At 72.2% G+C, this 21,219-nt stretch carries 16 protein-coding genes; 9 read left to right on the top strand and 7 right to left on the bottom strand.

Features of this window, described 5'->3' with window-relative positions:
* The first annotated feature begins 299 nt into the window (after nt 1-299).
* Together ABT034_RS05565 and ABT034_RS05560 are read left to right on the top strand one after the other, a co-directional pair.
* Nucleotides 300-2,336 (top strand): SpoIIE family protein phosphatase, encoded by a 2,037-nt coding sequence (locus ABT034_RS05565; protein WP_351211546.1) that lies wholly within the window; start codon nt 300-302, stop codon nt 2,334-2,336.
* A gap of 329 nt (nt 2,337-2,665) precedes the next feature.
* Nucleotides 2,666-3,406 carry a restriction endonuclease gene (locus ABT034_RS05560; protein ID WP_351211544.1) on the top strand — a complete coding sequence of 247 codons (741 nt, stop codon included), beginning with the start codon at nt 2,666-2,668 and terminating at the stop codon, nt 3,404-3,406.
* A 55-nt stretch (nt 3,407-3,461) separates the two neighbouring features.
* Here ABT034_RS05560 and ABT034_RS05555 read toward each other — a convergent pair whose 3' ends face one another.
* Together ABT034_RS05555 and ABT034_RS05550 are read right to left on the bottom strand one after the other, a co-directional pair.
* On the bottom strand, nt 3,462-3,914 hold the full coding sequence (locus ABT034_RS05555; protein WP_351211542.1) for a nucleoside deaminase: 453 nt from the start codon (nt 3,912-3,914) through the stop codon (nt 3,462-3,464).
* The gene (locus ABT034_RS05550; protein ID WP_351211540.1) at nt 3,911-4,786 is read right to left on the bottom strand and encodes an LLM class flavin-dependent oxidoreductase; all 876 of its coding nucleotides are present in this window, start codon (nt 4,784-4,786) and stop codon (nt 3,911-3,913) included. The genes ABT034_RS05555 and ABT034_RS05550 overlap by 4 nt, the downstream gene beginning before the upstream one ends.
* Before the next feature lie 94 nt (nt 4,787-4,880).
* Here ABT034_RS05550 and ABT034_RS05545 point away from each other — a divergent pair, with 94 nt between their 5' ends.
* Nucleotides 4,881-5,351, top strand: coding sequence for an Lrp/AsnC family transcriptional regulator (locus tag ABT034_RS05545; RefSeq protein WP_351211538.1), 471 nt, complete (start codon nt 4,881-4,883; stop codon nt 5,349-5,351).
* A gap of 24 nt (nt 5,352-5,375) precedes the next feature.
* Here the strand turns inward: ABT034_RS05545 and ABT034_RS05540 are convergent, their stop codons facing one another.
* The gene (locus tag ABT034_RS05540; RefSeq protein WP_351211536.1) at nt 5,376-6,164 is read right to left on the bottom strand and encodes an MBL fold metallo-hydrolase; all 789 of its coding nucleotides are present in this window, start codon (nt 6,162-6,164) and stop codon (nt 5,376-5,378) included.
* A 75-nt stretch (nt 6,165-6,239) separates the two neighbouring features.
* Between ABT034_RS05540 and ABT034_RS05535 the strand changes: the two genes are divergently transcribed.
* Nucleotides 6,240-6,848: a CGNR zinc finger domain-containing protein gene (locus tag ABT034_RS05535; protein ID WP_351211534.1), complete on the top strand. Its 609-nt coding sequence runs from the start codon at nt 6,240-6,242 to the stop codon at nt 6,846-6,848.
* A gap of 53 nt (nt 6,849-6,901) precedes the next feature.
* On the opposite strand, the gene ABT034_RS05530 is transcribed toward ABT034_RS05535, so the two are convergent.
* Complete coding sequence (locus tag ABT034_RS05530) at nt 6,902-8,911, bottom strand: SpoIIE family protein phosphatase (RefSeq protein WP_351211532.1); 2,010 nt, start codon at nt 8,909-8,911, stop codon at nt 6,902-6,904.
* 16 nt (nt 8,912-8,927) lie between these two features.
* Entirely contained in the window at nt 8,928-10,520 is a 1,593-nt protein-coding gene (locus ABT034_RS05525; protein ID WP_351211530.1) for an oleate hydratase, read from the bottom strand.
* A gap of 275 nt (nt 10,521-10,795) precedes the next feature.
* Here ABT034_RS05525 and ABT034_RS05520 point away from each other — a divergent pair, with 275 nt between their 5' ends.
* Together ABT034_RS05520 and ABT034_RS05515 are read left to right on the top strand one after the other, a co-directional pair.
* On the top strand, nt 10,796-12,235 hold the full coding sequence (locus ABT034_RS05520; protein ID WP_351211528.1) for a Gfo/Idh/MocA family protein: 1,440 nt from the start codon (nt 10,796-10,798) through the stop codon (nt 12,233-12,235).
* 64 nt (nt 12,236-12,299) lie between these two features.
* Nucleotides 12,300-13,307 (top strand): beta-sandwich domain-containing protein, encoded by a 1,008-nt coding sequence (locus ABT034_RS05515; RefSeq protein ID WP_351211526.1) that lies wholly within the window; start codon nt 12,300-12,302, stop codon nt 13,305-13,307.
* An 81-nt stretch (nt 13,308-13,388) separates the two neighbouring features.
* Here ABT034_RS05515 and ABT034_RS05510 read toward each other — a convergent pair whose 3' ends face one another.
* A complete protein-coding gene (locus ABT034_RS05510; protein ID WP_351211524.1) occupies nt 13,389-14,186 on the bottom strand; it encodes a DeoR/GlpR family DNA-binding transcription regulator in 798 nt (265 codons plus the stop codon).
* Nucleotides 14,187-14,495: 309 nt separating this feature from the next.
* Here ABT034_RS05510 and ABT034_RS05505 point away from each other — a divergent pair, with 309 nt between their 5' ends.
* The 3 genes from ABT034_RS05505 to ABT034_RS05495 all read left to right on the top strand — a co-directional run bounded on the left by ABT034_RS05505 (nt 14,496) and on the right by ABT034_RS05495 (nt 18,890).
* A complete protein-coding gene (locus tag ABT034_RS05505; protein ID WP_351211522.1) occupies nt 14,496-15,446 on the top strand; it encodes an SIS domain-containing protein in 951 nt (316 codons plus the stop codon).
* A 110-nt stretch (nt 15,447-15,556) separates the two neighbouring features.
* A complete protein-coding gene (locus tag ABT034_RS05500) occupies nt 15,557-16,393 on the top strand; it encodes a class II fructose-bisphosphate aldolase (protein WP_351211520.1) in 837 nt (278 codons plus the stop codon).
* Nucleotides 16,394-16,592: 199 nt separating this feature from the next.
* Nucleotides 16,593-18,890, top strand: a complete 2,298-nt coding sequence (locus ABT034_RS05495; protein WP_351211518.1) for an ATP-binding SpoIIE family protein phosphatase — start codon at nt 16,593-16,595, stop codon at nt 18,888-18,890.
* Here the strand turns inward: ABT034_RS05495 and ABT034_RS05490 are convergent.
* Entirely contained in the window at nt 18,883-21,189 is a 2,307-nt protein-coding gene (locus tag ABT034_RS05490) for an alpha-N-acetylglucosaminidase (protein WP_351211516.1), read from the bottom strand. The genes ABT034_RS05495 and ABT034_RS05490 overlap by 8 nt on opposite strands.
* Between the last annotated feature and the right edge of the window lie 30 nt (nt 21,190-21,219).

The following is a 21,219-nucleotide window of genomic DNA, read 5'->3' as shown; positions in this document are numbered from 1 at the left end:
AGCATGACAGCAGTGGCGTTGCCGAACCGTCCGGCTCAGCCGGCCGCACGGGCGTATCGCCCCCTCTTCGGCCCCGGTCTCGGCCTTCGCAGCCCGTGCCCACCTCACGCACAGCGCACCCCCGCCTGCTGTCGTCGTGATGTCCGAACCTCGGACGGCGAGCAGAATTGACGTGAGGTCCCCGTCCGACCGACGAGTGGCGTGCTCGGCTTCCGCGTGTGCGCTTGAAAGGGCGCCTGGTGTCATCGAATCCAACGGGGGTGCAAGGTCCCGGGCCGCTCTGGTCGGAGCCGGGAACCTTGCTGGAGCACGTGGCCGTCGCCGTGCTCGGCATGGATGACGAGGACCGGATCTGCTACTGGGGACCCGGCGCGCAACGGCTTTTCGGATACGAGGCCGAGGACGTCCTGTCCAAGCCCGCCGCCGCCCTTTTTCCCGCCGCCCCCGTGGAGGGGACCAGTGCGGCGGGGCGGCTCGCGGAACGTGGTCGCACCTTGGGCTACTGGCGGGTAAGAATGCCCGCCCTGCATCGGGACGGGACGGTCTTCGACTGCGGATTCCGGGTCTTCCCGGTGACGGGCCGCCACGGCCGCACCGTCATCGTCGGCCTGGCCAGCAGAGGTGACGAACTCGACCGGGTGAAGACCAACCTCACGTTTCTCGACGCGCTTTTCGAGACGTGCCCGATCGGCCTCGTCATGCTCGACGAGGACCTGCGGTACGTCCACCTCAACCAGGCCCTCGCCGACATGGACGGAATTCCGATCGAGGACCACATCGGGCGCGGCATGGAAGACTTCATGATCACCTCCGATGGCGGCGAGTACCAGCGCATGCTGCACGCCGTCGCCGACGAGGGGCGGCCCGTGGTGAGCGCGCTGGTCGTTCTTCGCACGCCGGGCCGTCCCGACCGGGATCAGGTGCGCTCGGTGAGCTTCTTCCCGTTGAGCCAGGCGGGCGATACGCGGCCGGGGCTAGGCGGTCTCCTCGTGGACGTCACCGACCGTGAACAGGCCATCGTGGAAGCGACGGCCGGGCGGCAACGGCTGGCTCTGCTGGACCGGGCCTCGGCCGGGATCGGCACCACCCTGGAGGTGGACGTCACCGCCCGTGAGCTGGTCGAAGCGGCCGTTCCGGAGTTCGCCGACGCCTCCGTCGTGGAAGTCGTGGAGTGGATGGACGAATCCGAGGTGTTCGACCCGGACCTTCCCATGGTCACGCGACGGATCGCATCCGGCACCAGCCTGCCGCCTCCTGCCCTCGAACTCGTCGGCGGACTGGAGCGCGTGACGTACCCCCCGGGCTCCACCATCCACGAGACGCTCCGCACAGGCCGCCCTGTCTGCGTCCCCGTGAACGAGGAGTTCATGACACGGACCGTGATCCACCAGGCCCGCAGCCAGTTGCTCATCGACAGCGGCCTGACCTGCCTCCTCATCGCTCCCCTCATCGCCCGAGGCAAGGTCCAGGGAATCACCATGTTCGGCCGCTCCGCCGCCCGCCCCGTCTTCACCGAGCAGGACCTCAGCCTGGCCGGCGAACTCGCCTCGCGTGCCGCCCTGTGCCTGGACAACGCCCGCCTCTACAGCCAGGTCCAGGAGATCGCGCTCACCCTCCAGCGCGCGCTGCTCCCCACCAACCTGGCGACCAGCCCGTCCCTGCGCATCGCTCACCGCTACCTCCCCGGCAGCCACCTCACGGAGGTCGGGGGCGACTGGTACGACGTGATCGACCTGCCGGGCGGCCAGGTGGCCCTCGTGGTCGGCGACGTCATGGGACACGGCGTACCGGCGGCCGTGGCAATGGGCCGGCTACGGATCACCGCCAAGGCCCTGGCCCGCCAGAACCTGGAACCCGACGTCCTCCTCAGGGAACTCGACGCCTGCGTCCAGGAGGCGGGCATCGAGCTGGCGACCTGTCTCTACATCCACTACGACCCCGCGACGGGCCGCACCCGCATCGCGAACGCCGGCCATCCCCCGCCCCTCGTACGCGAACCGAACGGCTCGGTGAAGATCATCGACAGCGTGCCGGGGGTTCCCCTCGGTGTCGGCGGCTTCCCCTTCGGCACGATCGAGATCACGCTCCAGGAGGGAGACATCCTGGCCCTCTACACCGACGGCCTCATCGAGTCCCGCGGCAAGGACATCGACGAGGGCATCCGAGCACTCTGCGCCCAACTGGCGGGTGCTACCGGCACATTGGAAGAGACGGCGGACAGCACCCTCACGCACCTGCTGGCGGCCGGCCCGACCGACGACACCGTGCTCCTCCTCGCCCAGGTCACTGAGCGTCGCCATCCGTCGACCTCGACACCGACGGACGACGAAGCCTGAGTCCGGGCGGGTCGAAGACGCGCCCCCGCCATGGACCGACTGGGCGCCCTCGGATGGTCTCTACGACCTGTGGAATGTGGTGCCCAGCGAGGGCCCGGGAACCAGGACGGGTGCGTCCTCTCGCCCGTCGACGCGACATTGCAGAGTGTTCGGTGGTGTCTCGCTCACCCGCCAGAACTCTCATCTCTCCCGGGTGCCCCTCCAGCCGGGGAGCCTGTCGTGCCTGCCGCCTCCGGGCCGCCACGTTTCGAAAGCGCGTTCACGGACAGGCGGTGGCGTCAGGGACGCCGCGGTGGGCGGGAGCCGTCGACGAGTGGGGGAGGTTCCGGATGAAGGCGACCGGGGAGGGCAGAGGTGCGGCCGGGCGCCGCCCCGCGGCCATCGGGCGCGATCTGGTGCTGGCGGTGGGGCTCGTCGGGATATGCGGCGGTGGCCTGGCCCTCTTCGTCAGGACGGCCGATGTGGCGGGTGGCACGGTCGTCGCCCTGGTGGCGCTCGCCGCGCTCGGAGTGCTCGCCGTCGGCCTCGCGGTGGCCCGGGGAGGCAGGACGCCCGTCCGGAACCATGCGGGCCCGCGTCCCGCCGACATGCCGGACGCCCCGGCCCCCGTCCCGGACGTGCCCGGCGTCGGGGCGGAGGCTCTGGATCACGCGGCGGTCGACGCCGACGGCTTCGAGCACACGGTCGCCGCGCTCTGCGCGCGGGACGGCTGCGGCGCTGTGGAAGTGGTCGGTGGAGCGGGCGACCTGGGCGCCGATGTGGTCGCGGTGACCGTCGACGGCCGGCGTGTCGTACTCCAGTGCAAGCACTACGCGGAGGACAACCGCGTCGGCTCCCAGGATCTGCAGAGGTTCGGCGGCACCTGCTTCACCATCCACGAGGCCGATGTGGCCGTCGTCGTGACCACCAGCTCCTTCACCGCTCCCGCTGTCGAGTACGCCGCCACGTGCGGGATCATCTGCGTGGACGGTGAAGCCCTTGCCGCGTGGACGGACCAGATCGCGCCGCCTCCCTGGGACGCGCTCTCCGCGGATCCGACGGCTCCCGCCTCTCTGACCGGCCCGGCGTGAGCCGTCGTCCTCCGGCGGCGGAACCCACGCAGGCCGCGGCGTCCGGAGCCTGGCGTCAGCGGTAGTGGGGCGCGACCACGGCCCGTACCTCGTCGAGCAGCGCGGGTCCGTGCTGCGGCACGGGCGGTCGGCCGCTGCCCGGCCTGATGTCCAGGAGCTGCTCGTTGGACAGGGCGAACACCACCCGCCGCAGCCCGGCCTGTCGGATGGCCGCCTCGCACATCCCGCACGGCTGGCAGCTGGTGTACATCGTGGTTCCCGCGGCCGTCGCCACGTCCAGCTCTCGTGCGGCCCACCTCGCCAGCTTCAGTTCCGGGTGCGCGGTGATGTCGTCGCCGGTGAGGGTCGTGTTGCGTTCCTCGGCCAGCACCGTGCCGTCCGGTCCCGACAGCAGTGATCCGAACGGCGGGTTGCCGCTCGCGCGTGCCTCGGCCGCGAGCGCGATGGCCCGCCGGAGGAGGGCGTGGTCGTCAGGGGTGAGGGCGGGAGTGGGCGATGGGGTGGTCATGGGTGCTCCGTTCTGGTGCGGGGTGCGATGTGGGGCGCCCGCGTGTGCGCGGCCACCGTGGCGAGGGCCTGCCAGGCCGCCTGCGGGTGGTGGGTCTCCCGGGGGTCGCCCTGGTAGGGGTCGAGGACGACGGAGTCGACGCCCAGCAGCCGTAGTTGGTCGAGGTCGTCCATGATCTGGTCGATGGTGCCCTCACCGGCGAGCCGTTCCGGTCCGTCGACGCGTGTCGCGGTGAGTCGGAGGGCTATCCGGGGGGCCAGGGCGGGAACGGGGAGCTGTTGCCCTTCCGCGTACGCCTCCATCCTGGTCACGGCTTCGCGCAGCCACGGCAGGGTGGGACGCAGCGGGTGCCACGCGTCTCCGAGCCGTACGGCCCTGCGCAGTCCCGCGTCGCTGTTGCCGCCGACCCACAGCGGGATGCCGCGGTCTCCGTAGGAGGCGGTGTCCGCCCATGCCGCCCGGATGTCCCTCAGGTGGTCGTCGGTCAGTCGTCCGCGCTGCGTGAACGGGATGCCGAGGGCGGCGAACTCCTGCCGTGCCCAGCCCACTCCCACACCGAGGACGAGCCGCCCGCCGCTCAGCTCGTCCAGGTTGGCCGCCATCCGGGCGGTGAGCAGCGGGTGTCGGTAGGGGGCGATGAGGACCGTCGTCCCGAGCCGGATGCGGGTGGTGAGGCCGGCCAGCCAGGACAAGGTGGTGAAGGGCTCGTAGAAGGGAGCGGGATAGCGTTCGGCGACGTCGGGCGTGATGGCTACGTGGTCCGAGACCATCAGGAGGTCGAAGCCCAGGCCCTCCACGGTCCGGGCCCAGTTCCGCAGGACTCCCGGGTCGGTTCCGGGGCCGAAGTTGAGGACGTTCACGCCGATCTTCATGATCCCGAGCGTAGTCAGGCCATGCGACCCGACTGAAGGGATTCCTCCCTGTGCTCACGCCCGTTCGCCGTGGATCTACCGGTAATCTGGGCGGATGACCGAGAGTCTTGACGCGACGGACTGGGCCATCCTGGACGAGGTCCAGCGGGACGGCCGGATCGCTTTCACGGAGCTGGCGCGCCGGGTGAACCTGAGCACCTCGGCGACGACGGAGCGGGTGCGACGCCTTGAGGCGGCCCGGGTGATCACGGGGTACCAGGCGGCGGTGGACCTGGAGCGGACCGGGTACCCGGTGATGGCGGTGGTCCGGCTCAAGTACCCGGGGCCGGGGACCCGGCACGAGCCGCTGCGCCGGCTGCTCGGCGAGCGCCCCGAGATCCTGGAGTGTCTGCGTACCACCGGAGACGACTGCTACGTCATGAAGGTGGCGACCACGTCGATGGCACACCTGGAGGAGATCGTCGACGAGCTGGCCGAGTTCGGGAGCACGACCACCAACCTCGTACTCAGCCGGACACTTCCGTTCCGTGGCCCCCGAGTCCCTCGGGCGGACTCCGCCGGGTAGGCGCGGGCGCGGTCACGGCATCGGTCAGCCCGGGGTGCCCAGGTCCAGGCGGTCGGCGAGACCGGCGTCGGTGAAGGCGGCTGTCAGTTCGGCTCGTCCCTCGGTGAAGTGGGCCCAGCTGTCGTAGTGGACGGGAACCACGCGGCGGGCGCCGAGTATCTTCGCGGCGTCGGCGGTCTGCGCGCTGTCGAGGACGATCAGGGCGCCGTCGAAGAGAACGGGGAAGCGGGGAGCCCCGGCGAACAGGACGGCGGTGTCCACCGGGCCGAAGCGTTCGGCGATCTGCTCGACGAGGTCGAGCGAGGCGTTGTCGCCACTGACGTAGACCGTGGGCAGGCCCTCCCCCGTCAGCACGAAACCGACGACCTGCCCGGTGATCGGTTCGACCTCCTCGCGGGGCCCGGGGCCGTGGATCGCGGGTACGCCGGTCACGGTGATCGTGCCGCCGCCGGGGCGGTCGAGGTCGATCGGCTCCCAGTCGGCCAGGGCCTTGGCCCCCGCTCCCAGGCGCTGCGCGCCGCCGGGGGTGGTGAGGGTGAGCGGAACGTCGGCGAGCAGCGCTCGGCCCGAGACGTCGAGGTTGTCGGGGTGCTCGTCGTGGGAGAGCAGGACCACGTCGACCCTGCCGAGGTCGGCCGGTGCGGCCGATGCGGGCTCCGTCTTGGTCAACCGGCCGCCCGGCACGGTGTATTCGCGAGGCGCGTCGAAGGTGGGGTCGGTCAGGAATCGCAGGCCGCCGTATTCCAGGAGGGCGGTCGGGCCCCCGAAGACGCGGATGGGGATCTGCTCAGTGGTGGTGCTGCTGCCGGCCATCAGTTCCTCACGGATGAGTAGTGGTTGATCCGTGAGGAACGTAGTCCTTTCTCACGGATGAAGGCAACCCCTAACATGAGAGGTGTGATCGTGACCCCGAGTGCCGAATCCCTGCCACCGCCCGCGCCGGGGGCCGAGGACCACCTCGCCCTCGACTTCGTCAACAGCGCCGTCGCGTTGCCCGGAGGGCACTTCATCGACCTCCTCGGCACCCCCGAGGCGACGAACACATGGCTCCACGAGCGCGGCCTCGCACCGGCCGACGCCGGGGTGCGGGAGATGTGCGCGACCCAGCTGCGCTCCTTGCGCGAACACGTCAGGTCGTTGTTCGCCGCCCGCGTCGCCGGGGTGCCCGCCCTGCCCGCGGCACTGTCCGCCGTGAACGACGCGCTGAGCGGAGCTCCCACAGCCGCCCTGCTGTACTGGGACGAGAAGAACGGCCCCTACCGCGCGGCGCCGTGCCCCACCGACGAGATCCTCGACCGCGCTCTCGCGACCCTCGCGGCCGACACCGCGGACCTCCTCACCGGCCCCGACGCCGACCGCCTCACCGGCTGCGGTTCCGCCCCGTGCAACCGGTATCTGCTGCGCCACGGCCGCCGTCACTGGTGCTCCACCCGCTGCGGGGACCGCGCCCGCGCCGCCCGCGCCTACGCCCGGCGCACCGAGCCGAAGGCCGACTGACGCGAACCCCGCCTGCGTACCTGCGTATCCGCGTATCCATGGCCCCGTCGCCGTCACCCGGGAGGCTCGGCCTCCTCCCCCAGCTCGGCCCAGACGGTCTTGCCCTCGTCGGTGTAGCGCACGCCCCAGTTCTGCGCGAGGGTGGCGCAGATGAGGAGGCCGCGGCCGCCCTCGTCGACGGCCTTGGCGTGGCGGAGGTGGGGGGCGGCCTGGCCGGCGTCGCCGACCTCGCAGATCAGGGTGGTGGCGGAGTCGCGGATGAGCCGCAGCGTGATCGGCGCGGCGCCGTAGCGCACGGCGTTGGTGACGAGTTCGCTGGCGACGAGCGCCACCGTGAACGGGTCGGCGGGATGTTCCCACTCCCGGAGGCACGCCTCGACATGGGTGCGCGCGGTGCCGACGGCCGCGAAGTCGAACGGGACGGTCCACTCTGCCAGTTCGCTCGGCGGCAGGTGCCGGGTCCGGGCGAGGAGGAGGACGCGGTCGGGGGCGAGGAGCCCTTCCACGTCGTCCGCCATGGCCTCCACGTCGCGTCCGGGGTGACCGAGGGCGCGGAGGAGGTCCTCCGTCGGGGGGTCGGCGTCCCCCGAGGTGGCGGGAGAGGCCAGGCAGAGGGTGCTGCCTTCGGGCAGGAGGTGTTCCGCGCAGGCGAAGGGCGGGCCCTCGGCGCCGAGCAGGGGGCCTTCGTCGACGGGTTTCGTGTCGATCGATCCGTCGGGCCTGACGACGGCGAAGAGCGAGGTGCCGGCGCGGGCGATGTCGAGTCGCCCGCCGACGGGGTCGTGGACGGCGACGGTGCAGCTCGCCGTCGGGCGGTCCTTCTCGGACGCGTCCGTGTGCTCGGCCGCGAGGCGGAGGGTGGTGTCGTGGAGGCGGGCGAGGAGTTCGTGGGGGTCGAGGTCGAGCGTGGTCAGGCTGTGGACGGCGGTCCGCAGCCGGCTCATGGTGGCGACGGCGCTGAGTCCCGCGTGCTCGACCTGGCCGACGACGAGCGCCACCCGCGCCCCCGGCAGCGGGACGACCTCGAACCAGGCTCCGGCGCCGCTCCCGCCGGGGCGGTGCCGCTGTGCCGCGTCGACGGCCCGCTGCGTGGCCTCCTCCTGACGCAGCGGCCAGCTCTGCAGCGCGGTCATGATCACATGCTCGCGGGTGAACCGCAGGGCGTTCTCCAGGCAGGTCGCCGTCCGGTCCGCGATGCCCTCGACGAGTTCGACGTCGTCCGCGTCGTAGGGTTCGGCCTCGGCCGTCCGCTGGAAGGCGACGACCCCGAAGATCTGCCCCCGTACCGTCAGCGGGGCGACGAGGCGCGTCCCGGCGGACCCGCCGTCCCCTTCGCACGGGAGCAGCACGGCCCCGGACGGCAGCGCCTCGCCGAAGATCCCCGGGAGCAGGGTGGCGCCCGCCGCCGGGATCGCCGGGCCGGTCTCCGTACGCCCGGCCGCCGTGCAGCGCAGGAGGGGTGACGGGTTACGGGACCACAGGCCCGGTTCCCTCCCTCTCAGCACTCTGTCGGTGAGGGCGACCACGACGGAGTCGGCGAACCGCGGCAGCGTCAGGTCGACGAGTTCCCGGGCCGTGCGCTCCACGTCGAGGCTGGAGCCGATCCGTTCGTGGGCGTCCTGGAGCAGCCGCAGCCGGGCCTGCGCGCGCTCGCGCGCGGTGACGTCCGTACTCGTGACGACCAGGCCGAGCACGCGTCCGGCGGCGTCCTGGAGGCGGTAGGCGGAGGCGGAGAAGACGTGCTCGGTCCGGCGGTCGGTGGGGGGCCGGCCGGTGACGAGGTGGTCGAGCGCCGGGCGGCCGGTGGCGAGGACGGCGCGCAGGACGTCCTCGTCGACGCTGACCCCCGCGGGCGCGTAGGCCTCCGCCGCCGGCAGACCGACGAGCCGTTCCGCCGGGAGGCCGCGGATGCCGCCGGCGACCGTGTTGACGCGGACGACGCGGAGCTCCGTGTCCAGGACGTGGAGGCCGACATCGGACTGGGTGAACACCGCGTCCAGGACGGCTTCGCCCCAGGGCCCCGAGGCAGCGTGTTCCCGCGACTCTTCGGGCTCCGTGTTCACTCGTGCCTCCCGGGCATCAGGCGAAGGCGGTCTTCAGCGCGGACCAGGCGATCTTCGGATCGGCGAGGCCGTGGTACATCGCGGGGATCTCCCGGTCGACGCCGAAGTGGTGGTAGACCGCCAGCATGGCGGAGCGGACCGAGTACTCGACGGTGAAGACGACGTCGTCGGGGATCTCGACGAACTGGCCGAGGAAGGCGAAGTTCTGGGCGCCGTCCGGGACGACGAGGGGCCGGTCGGCGACGACGCGGCGCTGGAACTGGGCGTCGATGTAGGGCATCTGGACGGTGGTGACCTGGGTGGTCGCCCGTACCTCGTCGGCGATGTCGTCGAAGCCGAGGTGGCCGAGGAGTTCGTCGAGGATCTCGGCGCCGGTGCAGTCGTCCATCTTCTTGGGCACGTGGTCGCCGGGGACGTCGCCGAAGAGCCCGTACCCCCACAGCGTGTACGTGTCCTCCCGCTGCTCACGGAAGTGGGGCTGCGCCGGCACCACGACCGAGAGGAGCCAGCGGGAGTCCTTCCAGGTCATCAGGGCGCCCTCGCCGGGGACGTTGCCGGTGTACTCCTGGATGCGGTCCAGGAGGGTGCGGCCGGTCATGGTGAGCGTGAAGGACTCCCATTTGGTCTCGTCGATGTTGCCGGAGAAGGCGTTGGGGCGGCCGAAGTCGGGGGCGTTCTTGGCGATCGACTCCCAGAGCCGCCAGGATCCGTCCCGCTTGTCGCGGATCAGCTCGGGGACGGTGCTGCTGTCGCCGTACGCGGTGTCGGCGGTCATGGAGCCGATGGTGAGGAACGTGTAGTCGTCCTCCCCCAGTTCGATCGTCCCGTCCTCGGCGCCGTCCCGCTCCAGATGGAGCCGGGAGATCCGGCGGGCGGCGGGGCCCGAGAAGTCGACGTCGGCGACGGTCACCCCGAATTCGGTCCGCACGCCCTGGGCGGTGAGCCACTCCTGGAGCGGGCGGATCACGGAGTCGTACTGGTTGTACTTGCTCCGCCGCACGCCGGACAGGGTGTGGATGCGGTCGAACTCCTGCACGAAGGCGAGGAAGTACCGCTTCAGCTCGATCGCGGAGTGCCAGTTCTGGAAGGCGAACGTGGTCCGCCACATGCACCAGAAATGGGTCGTGAAGAAGTGCGGCTGGAAGAAGTCGTCGATGCGCCGGGCCCCGATCACCCGCTCCGGCAGGGCGAGCAGCCGGGTCATGTCGGCGCGGTCGCGCGTATCCAGGCCGAGGAGGGAGGCGTCGGCGATGGTGCGGTCGGCGTTGATGATGCGGGCCTTGGCGTGCGTCGGGTGCTCGATGTTGAAGGCGAGCATCTCCTGCCGTACCGAGACCGCCGGATCGTCCAGGGTGGGGATCGACTCCAGGAGGTTCCACAGGCACACATAGTGCTCCTCCTCGAACATCCGGCCGCCCCTGGTGACGTATCCGCCCTCACGGGTCGGAGCGGGGGCGCCGTCCATCGATCCGCCCGCGATCGGCAGCTGCTCCAGGATGCGTACGTTCCGCCCCGGCACCCCCGCGTCCCGTACGAGGAACGCCGCTGCCGCGAGCGAGGCGATGCCACCGCCGGCGAGGTGGACCTTGGAGTGCTTCGATGCCGGCACGGGCGGGACCTCCGGTTCGCGGGGCGGACGCAGCGCGGACGGTCGGGGAAGCGACGTGTCGACCCGACCGCCCAGCCCTACGAGCCTCACCCGGATCGGTCCCCGGCGCGAACCGAGCACGTGGGCCGCGTGAACGATCCACGCAAAGGATCCGGCCATGGATGCGCGGCCATGCTTATAACTACCTCGCAATGAACACCTATTGACACGCGTCCGATCGTCCCGTCACAGTCGTCACGCGTCCGCTGCCGTACGCCTAGAGGAGCGATGAATCCATGACAGAAACCCCCGCAGTCTCACGCCGCCTGATCCTGGGAGGCGCTGTGGCCGCCACCGGGGCACTGGCCACCGGCGTCGGAGCGGCGGCCCCCGCCGCCGCCGCCGCGACGGACACGGCGACGACGACGCCGCGCCGCAGGGCGGGCCAGAGGTCGATGATCGACGTGGCCTACGAGCCCCACCGGACGGTACGCGTCGGTGTCATCGGCCTGGGCAACCGCGGCTCCGGCATGACCACGGGCTGGTCCGTGGTGCCGGGCTGCACCGTGACCGCCGTCTGCGACATCCGCGCGGACCGCGCCAAGCGGGTCGCCGACCGGCTGGCCGCCGACGGCAGGCCCCGCCCCGTCGAGTTCGGCGGCTCCGCCGACGCGTACGCCCAGATGCTGCGGCGCGACGACATCGACCTGGTCTACATCGCCACGCCCTGGGAGTTCCACTACGAGCAGGGCAAGGCCGCGCTCCTGGCCGGCAAGCACGTCATCGTGGAGCTGCCCATCGCCACCGGGCTCGACGAGCTGTGGGACCTGGTCGACACCTCGGAGCTCACCCGGCGCCATCTGATGCTGGCGGAGAACTGCAGCTACGGCCGCAACGAGCTGGCCATGCTCAAGATGGCGCACGAGGGACTGTTCGGCGACATCACCAACGGGCACGGCGGCTACCTCCACGACCTGCGCGCCCTGCTGTTCTCCGACACGTACTACACCGACTCCTGGCGCCGGCTGTGGCACACCCGCAGCACCGCCTCCTTCTACGCCATGCACGGGCTCGCGCCGATCGCCGCCGCCATGGACATCAACCGGGGCGACCGCATGACCACGCTGCGCGCCACCGCGACCGCGCCGAAGGGCCTGGCCGACTACCGGGAGCGGTTCGTGCCCCGGAACCACCCCTCCTGGAACGAGACCTACGTCAACGGCGACCTCGTCACGTGTCTGATCGACACGGCCAAGGGCCGGGTCATCCGCGCCGAGCACGACGTGAGCTCGCCCCGCCCGTACAGCCGGATCAACACGCTCGCCGGCAGCCGGGGGATCTTCGAGGACTACGCCGGGGTGCTGTCGGCCGGGGGCGGACGCGTCTACGTCGAGCCGGACCACAGCGGACACGCCTGGCGGGACTTCGGCTCGTACCGCAAGGAGTTCGACCACTGGCTGTGGAAGAAGATCGGAGACGACGCCGCGAACAACGGCGGCCACGGCGGCATGGACTACGTCCTCCAGTGGCGGACGGTCCAGCTCATGCGGGCGGGCCTCGTCCCCGACATCGACGTCTACGACTCGGCGGCCTGGTGCGCACCCGTCCCCCTGAGTGTCATGTCCCTGGCAGCAAAGGGGCGGCCCGTGCAGATCCCCGACTTCACCCGGGGAGCCTGGGTCAACCTCCGGATGGGACTCGACTCGCGCACCACCGACATGCCCTCCGTCGTCTGACACGTCCCTCCACCCCCTTCACCCCCTCCACTTTCTCCACCCCCTTCCCGAGAAGGAGCAGTACGTGAGATCAGCAGGACTGGTCGGATCGCTCAGAGCGGTGGCCGTGGCAGGTGCGCTCGCGCTCCTCCCGGCCGCGGCGGCAGGGACCGCGGTCGCGGCGGAACAGGCGCCGGCGCCCGCCGCCGCCCGGACGGCGGTGACGATCTCCCCCGTCGACCTGGCGGGCCCGGCCATCTCCACGGTGAAGGTGACCGTCACCAACGCCGGACCGGAACGGATGCGCTCGCTCAAGGTCTCCTTCGGCGGCCCGACCGGCTGGGCCGTCCAGCCCTCCGTCCTCAGCGTGGACGGCTCCCTCACCACGGGGGCCTCCGCCGACGCCGTCTTCCGCATCCAGGTGCCGGAGCAGCGCGGCGGCTTCACCGTCCGTACGTTCACCGCGACCGCGACCTACCAGGGCGGCGACGGAGCCGGTTCGGCCACCGCCACCAGGACGCAGCGCAGCGGCACGCCCCTCGCGAACCTGGCCGCCGCGTACAACAACGTGGCCGTGACCGACGAGAGCCACACCGCGCCCGGGGACTACGACGGCGAGGGCAACAGCTTCTCCGCGCAGAAGCTCGCCGACGTGGGCCTGCGCCCCGGAGCGCCCGTCAGCGCCCTGGGCGCGGAGCTGCACTGGCCGAACGTGCCGAGCGGCACCAGGAACAACGTCACCGCCTCGGGCCAGGCCGTCGCCCTGAGCGGCGCCGGCGGCAGGCTCGTGTTCCTCGGCTCGGGCGTCACCAGCGGGGCGTCGGGTACGGCCACCGTGTACTACACGGACGGGACGAGCAGCACCGGCTCGTTCGGCTTCCCGAACTGGTCGTTCGACCCGGCGAACGCCCACGGGGCGACCCTGGTGGCGTCGAGCGACGGGCGCAACCGGCCGAGCGGGTACGGGAACGCCGGCATCAAGTACCGCGTCTTCGCCCACTCCATCCCCCTCGACGGGACCAAGCAGGTCGACTTCGTGGTGCTGCCGAGCAACGGCAACATCCACCTCTTCGACATGGCCATCGCTCCCTGAGCGCTGGAGGGCCTGAAGCCCTGAGGCCCTGACAGCTGCCGGGTCCGCCCCGGATCTCTCCCGAGGTCCGGGGCGGACCCGTCAGACCGCGACCACCTTGATGCCGAGGTCCTGGAGACGGGCGGTCATGTCGGCCGGTGCCCCCGAGTCCGTGACGACGACGTCGACGGCGTCGAGTCCGCAGATCCGGGCGAAGGCACGCTTCCCCATCTTCGACGAGTCGGTGACCACGACGACACGCTGGGCGCGTTCCGCGAACAGTCTGCTGATGCTCGCCTCGTCCTCGTGACGGGTCATCACGCCGAGCCGGGGGTCGAGCCCGTCCACGCCGAGTACGGCGATGTCGAGGACGACCTCCTTCAGCACACCCGCCGTCAGGGGGCCCACCAGCTCGTACGTCTGGGGGCGGGCCACCCCGCCGGTGACCACGAGCTTGATCTGGGGCCGGACCGCGAGCTCGCCCGCGATGTTGAGGGCGTTGGTGACGACGGTGAAGGCGGGCGCCGTGGCCTCGGTCGCGCCACGCTGCCCGCTCCCCACCCGCAGCGCGAGCGCGCGGGCCACCTCCGTGGTGGTCGTCCCTCCGTTGAGGCCCACGACGTCTCCGTCGCCGATGAGTTCCGATACCGCGGCGGCGATGCGCTGCTTCTCGGAGGCGTGCCGGGACGACTTGTACCGCAGGGGCAGTTCGTAGGAGACGCCGTGGGCGATGGCTCCGCCGCGCGTCCGGACGAGCATCTGCTGCTCCGCGAGCTCGTCGAGGTCGCGGCGGATGGTCGCGGCGGACACCCGCAGGGACGCGGCGGTCTCGTCGACCTCCAGCCTGCCCTCGGCGGCCAGCAGCTCAAGCAGGGCGTTCCACCGCTCGTGTTTGGACATGCTCCGGCGCTCCTTAGACCTCGGTCCCCGCGATCCCCGCACGCGCGTGCCGCGAGGTGCGCCCGGTGGCCCGCCGCCGGGCCGTGTCGCTGACGAATGGGGAAGCGTAACCCGTGCGCGGAAGGGGCCGCCGCTGCGGGGTGTCGGCCTTCCGCGCGACGCCACGGCCTGCCCTCTGGACCATGAGCCACCGTTCCGCCATACTTCTCGCACCAAATATGCTTGCAATTGATTGAAGCAAGCGCTCACCATACGTTTTCACGCACCAGTCAGGGGTGTGTGGCCCGTCCTCCGAAGGAGCCGTTCCCCATGACCACCACAGCGTCGTCCCGTACCTCGGTCGAGATCGCCTCGCAGCCCGACACCTGGCTGCGGGTGAAGGAGTCGTCGGCCCGGCACGCCGACGTCCTGCCCCGGCGCGGCGAGCGCGTCGCCGTCGTCGGCTGCGGCACCTCCTGGTTCATGGCCCTGGCCTACGCCGAGCTCCGCGAGCGTGGCGGCCACGGCGAGACGGACGCCTTCGCCGCGTCCGAGTTTCCGCACGGGCGCCGCTACGACCGCGTGCTCGCGATCACCCGCTCGGGCACCACGACCGAGGTCCTGGACCTCCTGGCCCGGCTGAAGGGCACCACGCCGACCGGTGCGATCACCGCCGACCCGGAGACCCCCGTCATGCGGGCGGCCGACGCCGTCGCCGTACTCGACTTCGCCGACGAGGAGTCGGTGGTGCAGACGCGGTTCGCCACCACCGTGCTCGCCCTGCTGCGCGCGCACCTGGAGGCGGAGGACGCGCTGCCGGCCGGCGTACTGCCGCTCGACCGCGCGGTCTCCGACGTACGGCGGGCCCTCGCGCTGGACCTCGACGGCGATGTGTGCGCCGCCGAGCAGTTCACCTTCCTCGGCACCGGCTGGACCTACGGGCTCGCCCTGGAGGCCGGCCTGAAGATGCGCGAGGCCGCAGGCGCGTGGACGGAGGCGTACCCGGCCATGGAGTACCGGCACGGCCCGATCAGCATCACCGGCCCCGGCCGGGTGACCTGGGTCTTCGGCCCGACCCCGGCGGGTCTCGCCGACGACGTCGCCCGCGTCGGCGGCACGCTCGTCGCCGGGTCCGGCGACGAGCCCGGGGCTCTCGACCCGCTGGCGGACCTCGTCCTGGCCCAGCGGCTCGCCGTCCGGCTCGCGGAGGCTCAGGGCTTCGACCCCGACCGGCCGCGCAACCTCACCCGCTCGGTGATCCTCGAAGACCCGTCCGCCTGACGACGCCGGTCGTCCCTCCGGCACCGTACGTCCCCGCGCCCCCTTGCGTACCTCCGGGGCCGGACGTCCCCGCGCCCCCTTCCGTACCTCCGTTCCCGTGGAGAGAAGCCATGCCCCTGTCCGCCACTGACGAGATCGTCGCTCCCGCGTACGGGAGGACGTCCGGGGTCGGCGCGTTCAACGTCGTCCAGATCGAGCACGCCGAGGCGATCGTCGCCGGGGCGGAGAGCGCCGGACTGCCCGTCATCCTCCAGATCAGCGAGAACACCGCCCGCTACCACGGCTCGCTCGCCCCGATCGGACTCGCGTCCCTCGCCCTCGCCCGCGCGGCGGACGTCCCGGTGGCCGTCCACCTCGACCACGCCGAATCGGCCGACCTGGTCCGCGAGGCCGTCGACCTCGGCTTCACGTCCGTCATGTTCGACGCCTCCACGCTGCCGTACGCCCAGAACGTGGCGGCGACCCGGGAGATCACGGACCACTGCCACCGCGCGGGCGTGTGGGTCGAGGCGGAACTGGGCGAGGTCGGCGGCAAGGACGGCGCCCACGCCCCCGGCGTCCGTACCGACCCGGACGAGGCCGCCGCGTTCGTCACGGCGACCGCCGTGGACGCCCTCGCCGTCGCCGTGGGCAGCTCGCACGCCATGCTCACCCGCGACGCCGTCCTCGACTTCGGCCTCATCGCCCGGCTGCGGGCCGCCGTGGGCGTGCCGCTCGTCCTGCACGGATCGTCAGGGGTCGCCGACGACGACCTCGCCAAGGCGGTCACGGCCGGCATGACCAAGGTGAACGTCTCCACCCACCTCAACAAGACCTTCACCCGGAAGGTACGCGACCACCTCGACGCCCACCCCGATGCCGCCGACCCCCGGAAGTACCTCGGCCCGGCGCGCGACGCCGTCGCCGCGGAGGTGGCACGGCTCCTGCGCGTGCTCGCCGTCGGCTGACCCGTACGAAACTCGCACGGGACTCGTACGGACTCCTACGGGACTCGTACGGGCCGACCCGGCCCGGCGCATGCCTCGGCGCATCCCACTCCCCGCCATTCGGGCCCTGACGGCGTGCCGAGGAGCGGGCGCGCGGGCAGAGTGGCGATGAGCCGCGGTCCTCGCCGGTGACCAGGCGTGGAACGGAGTGTGCACCCGGATGGCCCGCACGAACGACGACCCCCTCGACGCCGGGCACGCGGCCGGGCTCGTCGTGGACGCCGAGGGGACCGTTCTGAGCTGCACCCCCGCCGCGGAGGCGCTCCTGAACCGCACGGCGCGGGACCTGCGCGGGCTGCGGGTCCCCGACCTGCTCGCGGACCCCGGGAGCTGGCGGACGGTCATGGCGCAGCAGGACGGACCGGTCTGGGAGGGCCGTGCGGAACTCGCTCCGGACGGCGGCGGCGACGTGCTGTTCCGGGTCCTGCCGCTCGACGACGGACGGGACGCCGGCGACGCGCGCCAGTTCCTGGTCCTCGCCGCCCCGCGCGCCCTGGTCGCGCAGTGGCGTCAGGGCCATGCCTTCATGCGGGAGCTGTTCCTCCAGGAGCGGGTCGGCCTCGCCGTCCTGGACAAGGAGCTGCGGCTGGTCCGGACGAACACCCCCCTCCTGCCCTATACGGGTATTCCCGCCGATCTGTACGGGGCCCGGCTCACGGACTTCCTCCGGGAGTCGGACGCCCGGGCGATCGACGCGCGGCTGCGCGAGGTGCTGACGACCGGGGCTCCGCTGGTCTCCGTCGACGTGGAGGTCCACACGCAGGTCGACCCGGGCACGGGCCGGATCCTGGCGCTTTCCGCGTTCCGCCTCCAGGGGACGGACGGCGGGGTCGCGGGGGTCACGGCCATGTTCCTCGACGTCACGGAGCAACGGCTCTCGCGGCGCCGGCTCGACCTGCTGCACCGCGCGACGGCGGCGCTGAGCGCCAACCTCTCCGCGGAGGAGACGACCCGGGACCTGGTCGAGGTGCTCGTCCCGGGCCTGGCCGACGTGGCGGTCGTGGATGTCGCGGAGGCCGTCTTCACCTTCGAGGAACCGGGCTCCGAGCACGACCCCGGCGACTCCCTGCGCCGGGTGGCCGCGGCCGGGGGCTCCCCCGGGCTGCTCGACGCCGGTGCCGGCGTCGATCCCGTCGCCTCCCCGTACGGGATGAGCGCGTGGCTCCGGGCCAGGGGGCTGCTCCTCGGCCGGATCCAGGTCGGGCGGGGCGAGGGCCGGCCGCCGTTCGCCCCCGAGGACCTCGCCCTGCTCGACGAGATCGCCTCGCGGGCCGCCCTGGTCGTGGACAACGCCCGCCGGTACAACCGCGAGAGGAGCGCCGCGATCAGCCTGCAGCGCAGTCTGCTGCCGTCACCGACGACCGACACCGTCGCGGTCCACACCGCGAGCGTCTACCTCCCGACCGACACGGCCAACGGGGTCAGCGGCGACTGGTTCGACGTCATCCCCCTCTCCTCCGCGCGGGTCGCGCTCGTCGTCGGCGACGTCGTCGGCCACGGTCTCCAGGCCACCGCGACCATGGCGCGGCTGCGCACCGCCGTACGGACGCTCGCGGACCTCGACCTGGAACCCGACGAGCTGCTCACCCACCTGGACGACCTCGTGTCGCAGTTCGTGATCGAGGCCGGTGAGGCGACCCGTACCCCGGGGGCGGAGACCGCCTACGGCTCGTTCGGTGCCACCTGCCTGTACGTGACGTACGACCCGGTGACCCGGCGGTGCCTCGCGGCCAGCGCGGGGCATCCGCCGCCGGCCCTGGTGGCCCCGGACGGCACCGTCGGCTACCTCGACGTCAGTCCGGGTCCGCCGCTCGGCGTCGGTGGGCTGCCCTTCGAGCCGGTCGAGACGGAGGTGGCGGACGGCAGCGTCCTCGCGCTCTACACCGACGGTCTGATCGAGCGCCGCGGGCACGCCGACCTCGACCTGGGCATGGCGGCGCTCGGGAACGCGCTGTCCGCGGCGGTCGCCCTCGGCCGACCGCTGGAGGAGGCCGGGCCCGAGGTGGTGCGCCAGCTCGTTCCGGGCCCGCTGTCGGACGACGTGACGCTTCTGCTCGCGCGGACCCGGGCGGTCCCCGGACGGGACACCGCCGCATGGACGTTCGCGGCGGACCCGTCGGTGGTGGCGGAGGCCCGGGAGCGCGTACTGGAGCAGCTTTCGCGGTGGGGCCTGGACGAACTGGCCTTCACCACCGAGCTGGTGGCGAGCGAGCTGGTCACCAACGCCATCCGCTACGCGGGCGGTCCGCTCGAACTCCGGCTGATCCGGGCGGCGTCACTGATCTGCGAGGTCTCCGACCGCAGCAGCACCCAGCCCCGTATGCGCCGCGCACAGGCCTCGGAGGAGGGCGGCAGGGGCCTCTTCCTGATCGCGCAGCTCACCGACCGGTGGGGCAGCAGGTACACCCGGTACGGGAAGACGATCTGGACGGAACAGGCCCTGCCCCCGCCTAGTTGAGTGCCGCCCGGTCAGGGGCGCGGCGCCACTGGTGGAGCGTCCCTGCCGGGTCGGTGGCGGCTTGGGCCGGCTGGGGGGCGGGCAGGGCTTCGTGTACGGCGGTGGCCAGGGCCACCGGGTCGCCCGAGGTCCGGACGGGGTACGGGTCACGCTGATGGTTCCAGGCGTCCTCGACGGCGAACCAGTCGATGGCGACCGGGGCCCGGCCGGTGGCGAGGGCGGTGTCGAGGGAGTCGAGGTACGCCGTCCAGCGCACGGCGTAGAAGTCGGAGACGAGCCCGGACCATTCCCGGTTGGCGTAGTCGTGGAGGCCGCCCGCGTCGCTGCCGGAGCGGTGGCCCCAGGTGGTGAGGACGGAGCGGGCGTCGAACTCGGCCGCGGCCCGCTCCTGCTCGGTGCCGCCCCAGGCCTTGGCGTCCTCGAGCCAGGGGCCGAGGAGGAACCGGCGGTCCGTGGCGAGCAGTTGGTCGAGGAGGGTGAGATGGCCCTTCCATTCGGTGGCCAGCTGCCGGAACCGGGGAAGGTCCTTGGCGTCGTAGGCGGTCTTGATCCGCGGGAGCAGGGTCCGGCTGTGGTTGGCGAGGGCCTGCCGTGCGACGTCGACCAGGTCGAAGCGGTAGGCGTCGGTGGTCCGCAGGCCGGGGGCGACCCGCAGCAGTTCGGTCAGCGCCCGCCGTACCGTGCCCGCGTCGTAGCGCATGCCCGTGGGCCCCCAGCTGGCCGCCTTGGTCGCCGTCAGCCGGGGGCGGGCGGTGAACAGGCTGTCCTGGGGCTCGCTCCAGGCGCCGGACGGAGTGCTGTACGGGCCGCCGCGGAGCAGCTCCCAGGCCTTGGCGGCGTGCGGGTCGGCGCCTCCGTAGCGCCGCTCGGCGTACGCGGCGAACCATGCCCGGTGGTCCAGCGGCCCGGTGCGCCAGGCCAGTTCGGTGAACAGCTCGTAGGCGACGGGGTTCTGGCCGGTGCCCTCCGGCAGGTAGGCGATGCCCTTCAGGGTGCTGCCGGGCTTGGAGCGCCACGCGTCGAAGCGGTCCGCCCAGACGGCGGTGTTGGCGCCGATGGTGGTGTGACCGCCGAAGTTGGGGATCGTGCCGAAGGCATAGGGCGCGCCGTGCCAGGTGGTCTCCCGGTCGAGCCCGTCGAAGCGGTCCGACAGACCGTCGACGATGAGGAGTCTGCTCTTGTCGACGGCGTCGATGATCTGCGTGGAGGGGTTCTTCTGCCAGCCGAGCAGGGTCCAGACGGCGCCGGGGCGCGCGGTCTGGAGAGCGTTCATGACGGCCTTGGCGGCCTCTCCCATGGGGACGTCCCCGGGACGTCCGCCCTCGTGGAGCAGGTCCATCTTGTACATCGCGGAGTCGCCGATGAGGTGGCGCTGGTGGCGGTAGAAGGAGGCGGCGACCTGGGCGTACACCGGGCTGCGCGGGTCGAGCCAGTCGGGCCGGTCGAAGCCGACCCAGCGGCCCTGCGGGACGACGGGTCCCGCGGGGTTCCGCGCGGTGAAGGACGGGGGCACGGTGCCGAAGTAGCCGGGCAGGACGGGGGTCATGCCGAGCTGGCGCAGCCGGTCCGCGATCCTGCGGCCCAGCGCGGCGCGGTCGTCGAGCAGCCGTTCGGAGACGGGGCCGCCGAACTCCGCCATGTTCTGCATCAGCCACCACGGCTGGTGCGCGGGGCCGGGGATCCAGGACCGGAGTTCGTCATCGGAGTAGCCGAACTCCTGGAAGGTCCGGTGGTAGACGGCGTCCGCGCCCATCTGGACGAAGACCTCGTTCGCGCCGTGCAGGGCGAGCAGGTCGATCTGCTTCTCGTACGCGGCCCAGTCGCGGTAGGCGCCGGAGTAGCCGTCGTCGGTGTCGTTGAGCGCGAAGCGGTGGGGCACGGACGCGTCCTTGCGGACGGTGCCGGAGGGGGCGGGGAGGATCCGGGGCAGTTTCGCCGTGCTGTCGCCGGGCCATCCGATGTCGACCTTCGCGGTGTACTTCAGGTACCAGTTGACGCCGCTGAGGAGGACGGCGGGGCTGGTGCCCTCGATCCGCGGCGCGCCGGCGCGGCCGGAGACGGTGAAGTAGTCGCCCGAGGCGGGGCGGCTCACCGGGACGAGGGTGAACTGGGACGCGTGGCGGGGCAGCAGGCGGACGAGCGCCGCTCTGGCCGGGCCGGCGGCGAAGGCGGACCGCCCGTCGGCGGCCGCCGCGGTGGGGTCCGGCGGCGCCGCGGTCCCGGTCCCGGCCGCGGCCGGTACGGCGAGGGCCAGGGCCAGGGCCATGAACGCGGATGCCCAGAAGGCCAGTCTTCTCACGGCGGCTACCCATCGGAGCAGGGGTGTTGA

The sequence above is a fragment of the Streptomyces sp. NPDC002773 genome, from assembly GCF_040295605.1.
Taxonomy (GTDB): domain Bacteria; phylum Actinomycetota; class Actinomycetes; order Streptomycetales; family Streptomycetaceae; genus Streptomyces.
Note: the sequence above shows the minus strand (reverse complement) of the source record. Positions and strands in the feature narration are given on the sequence as shown.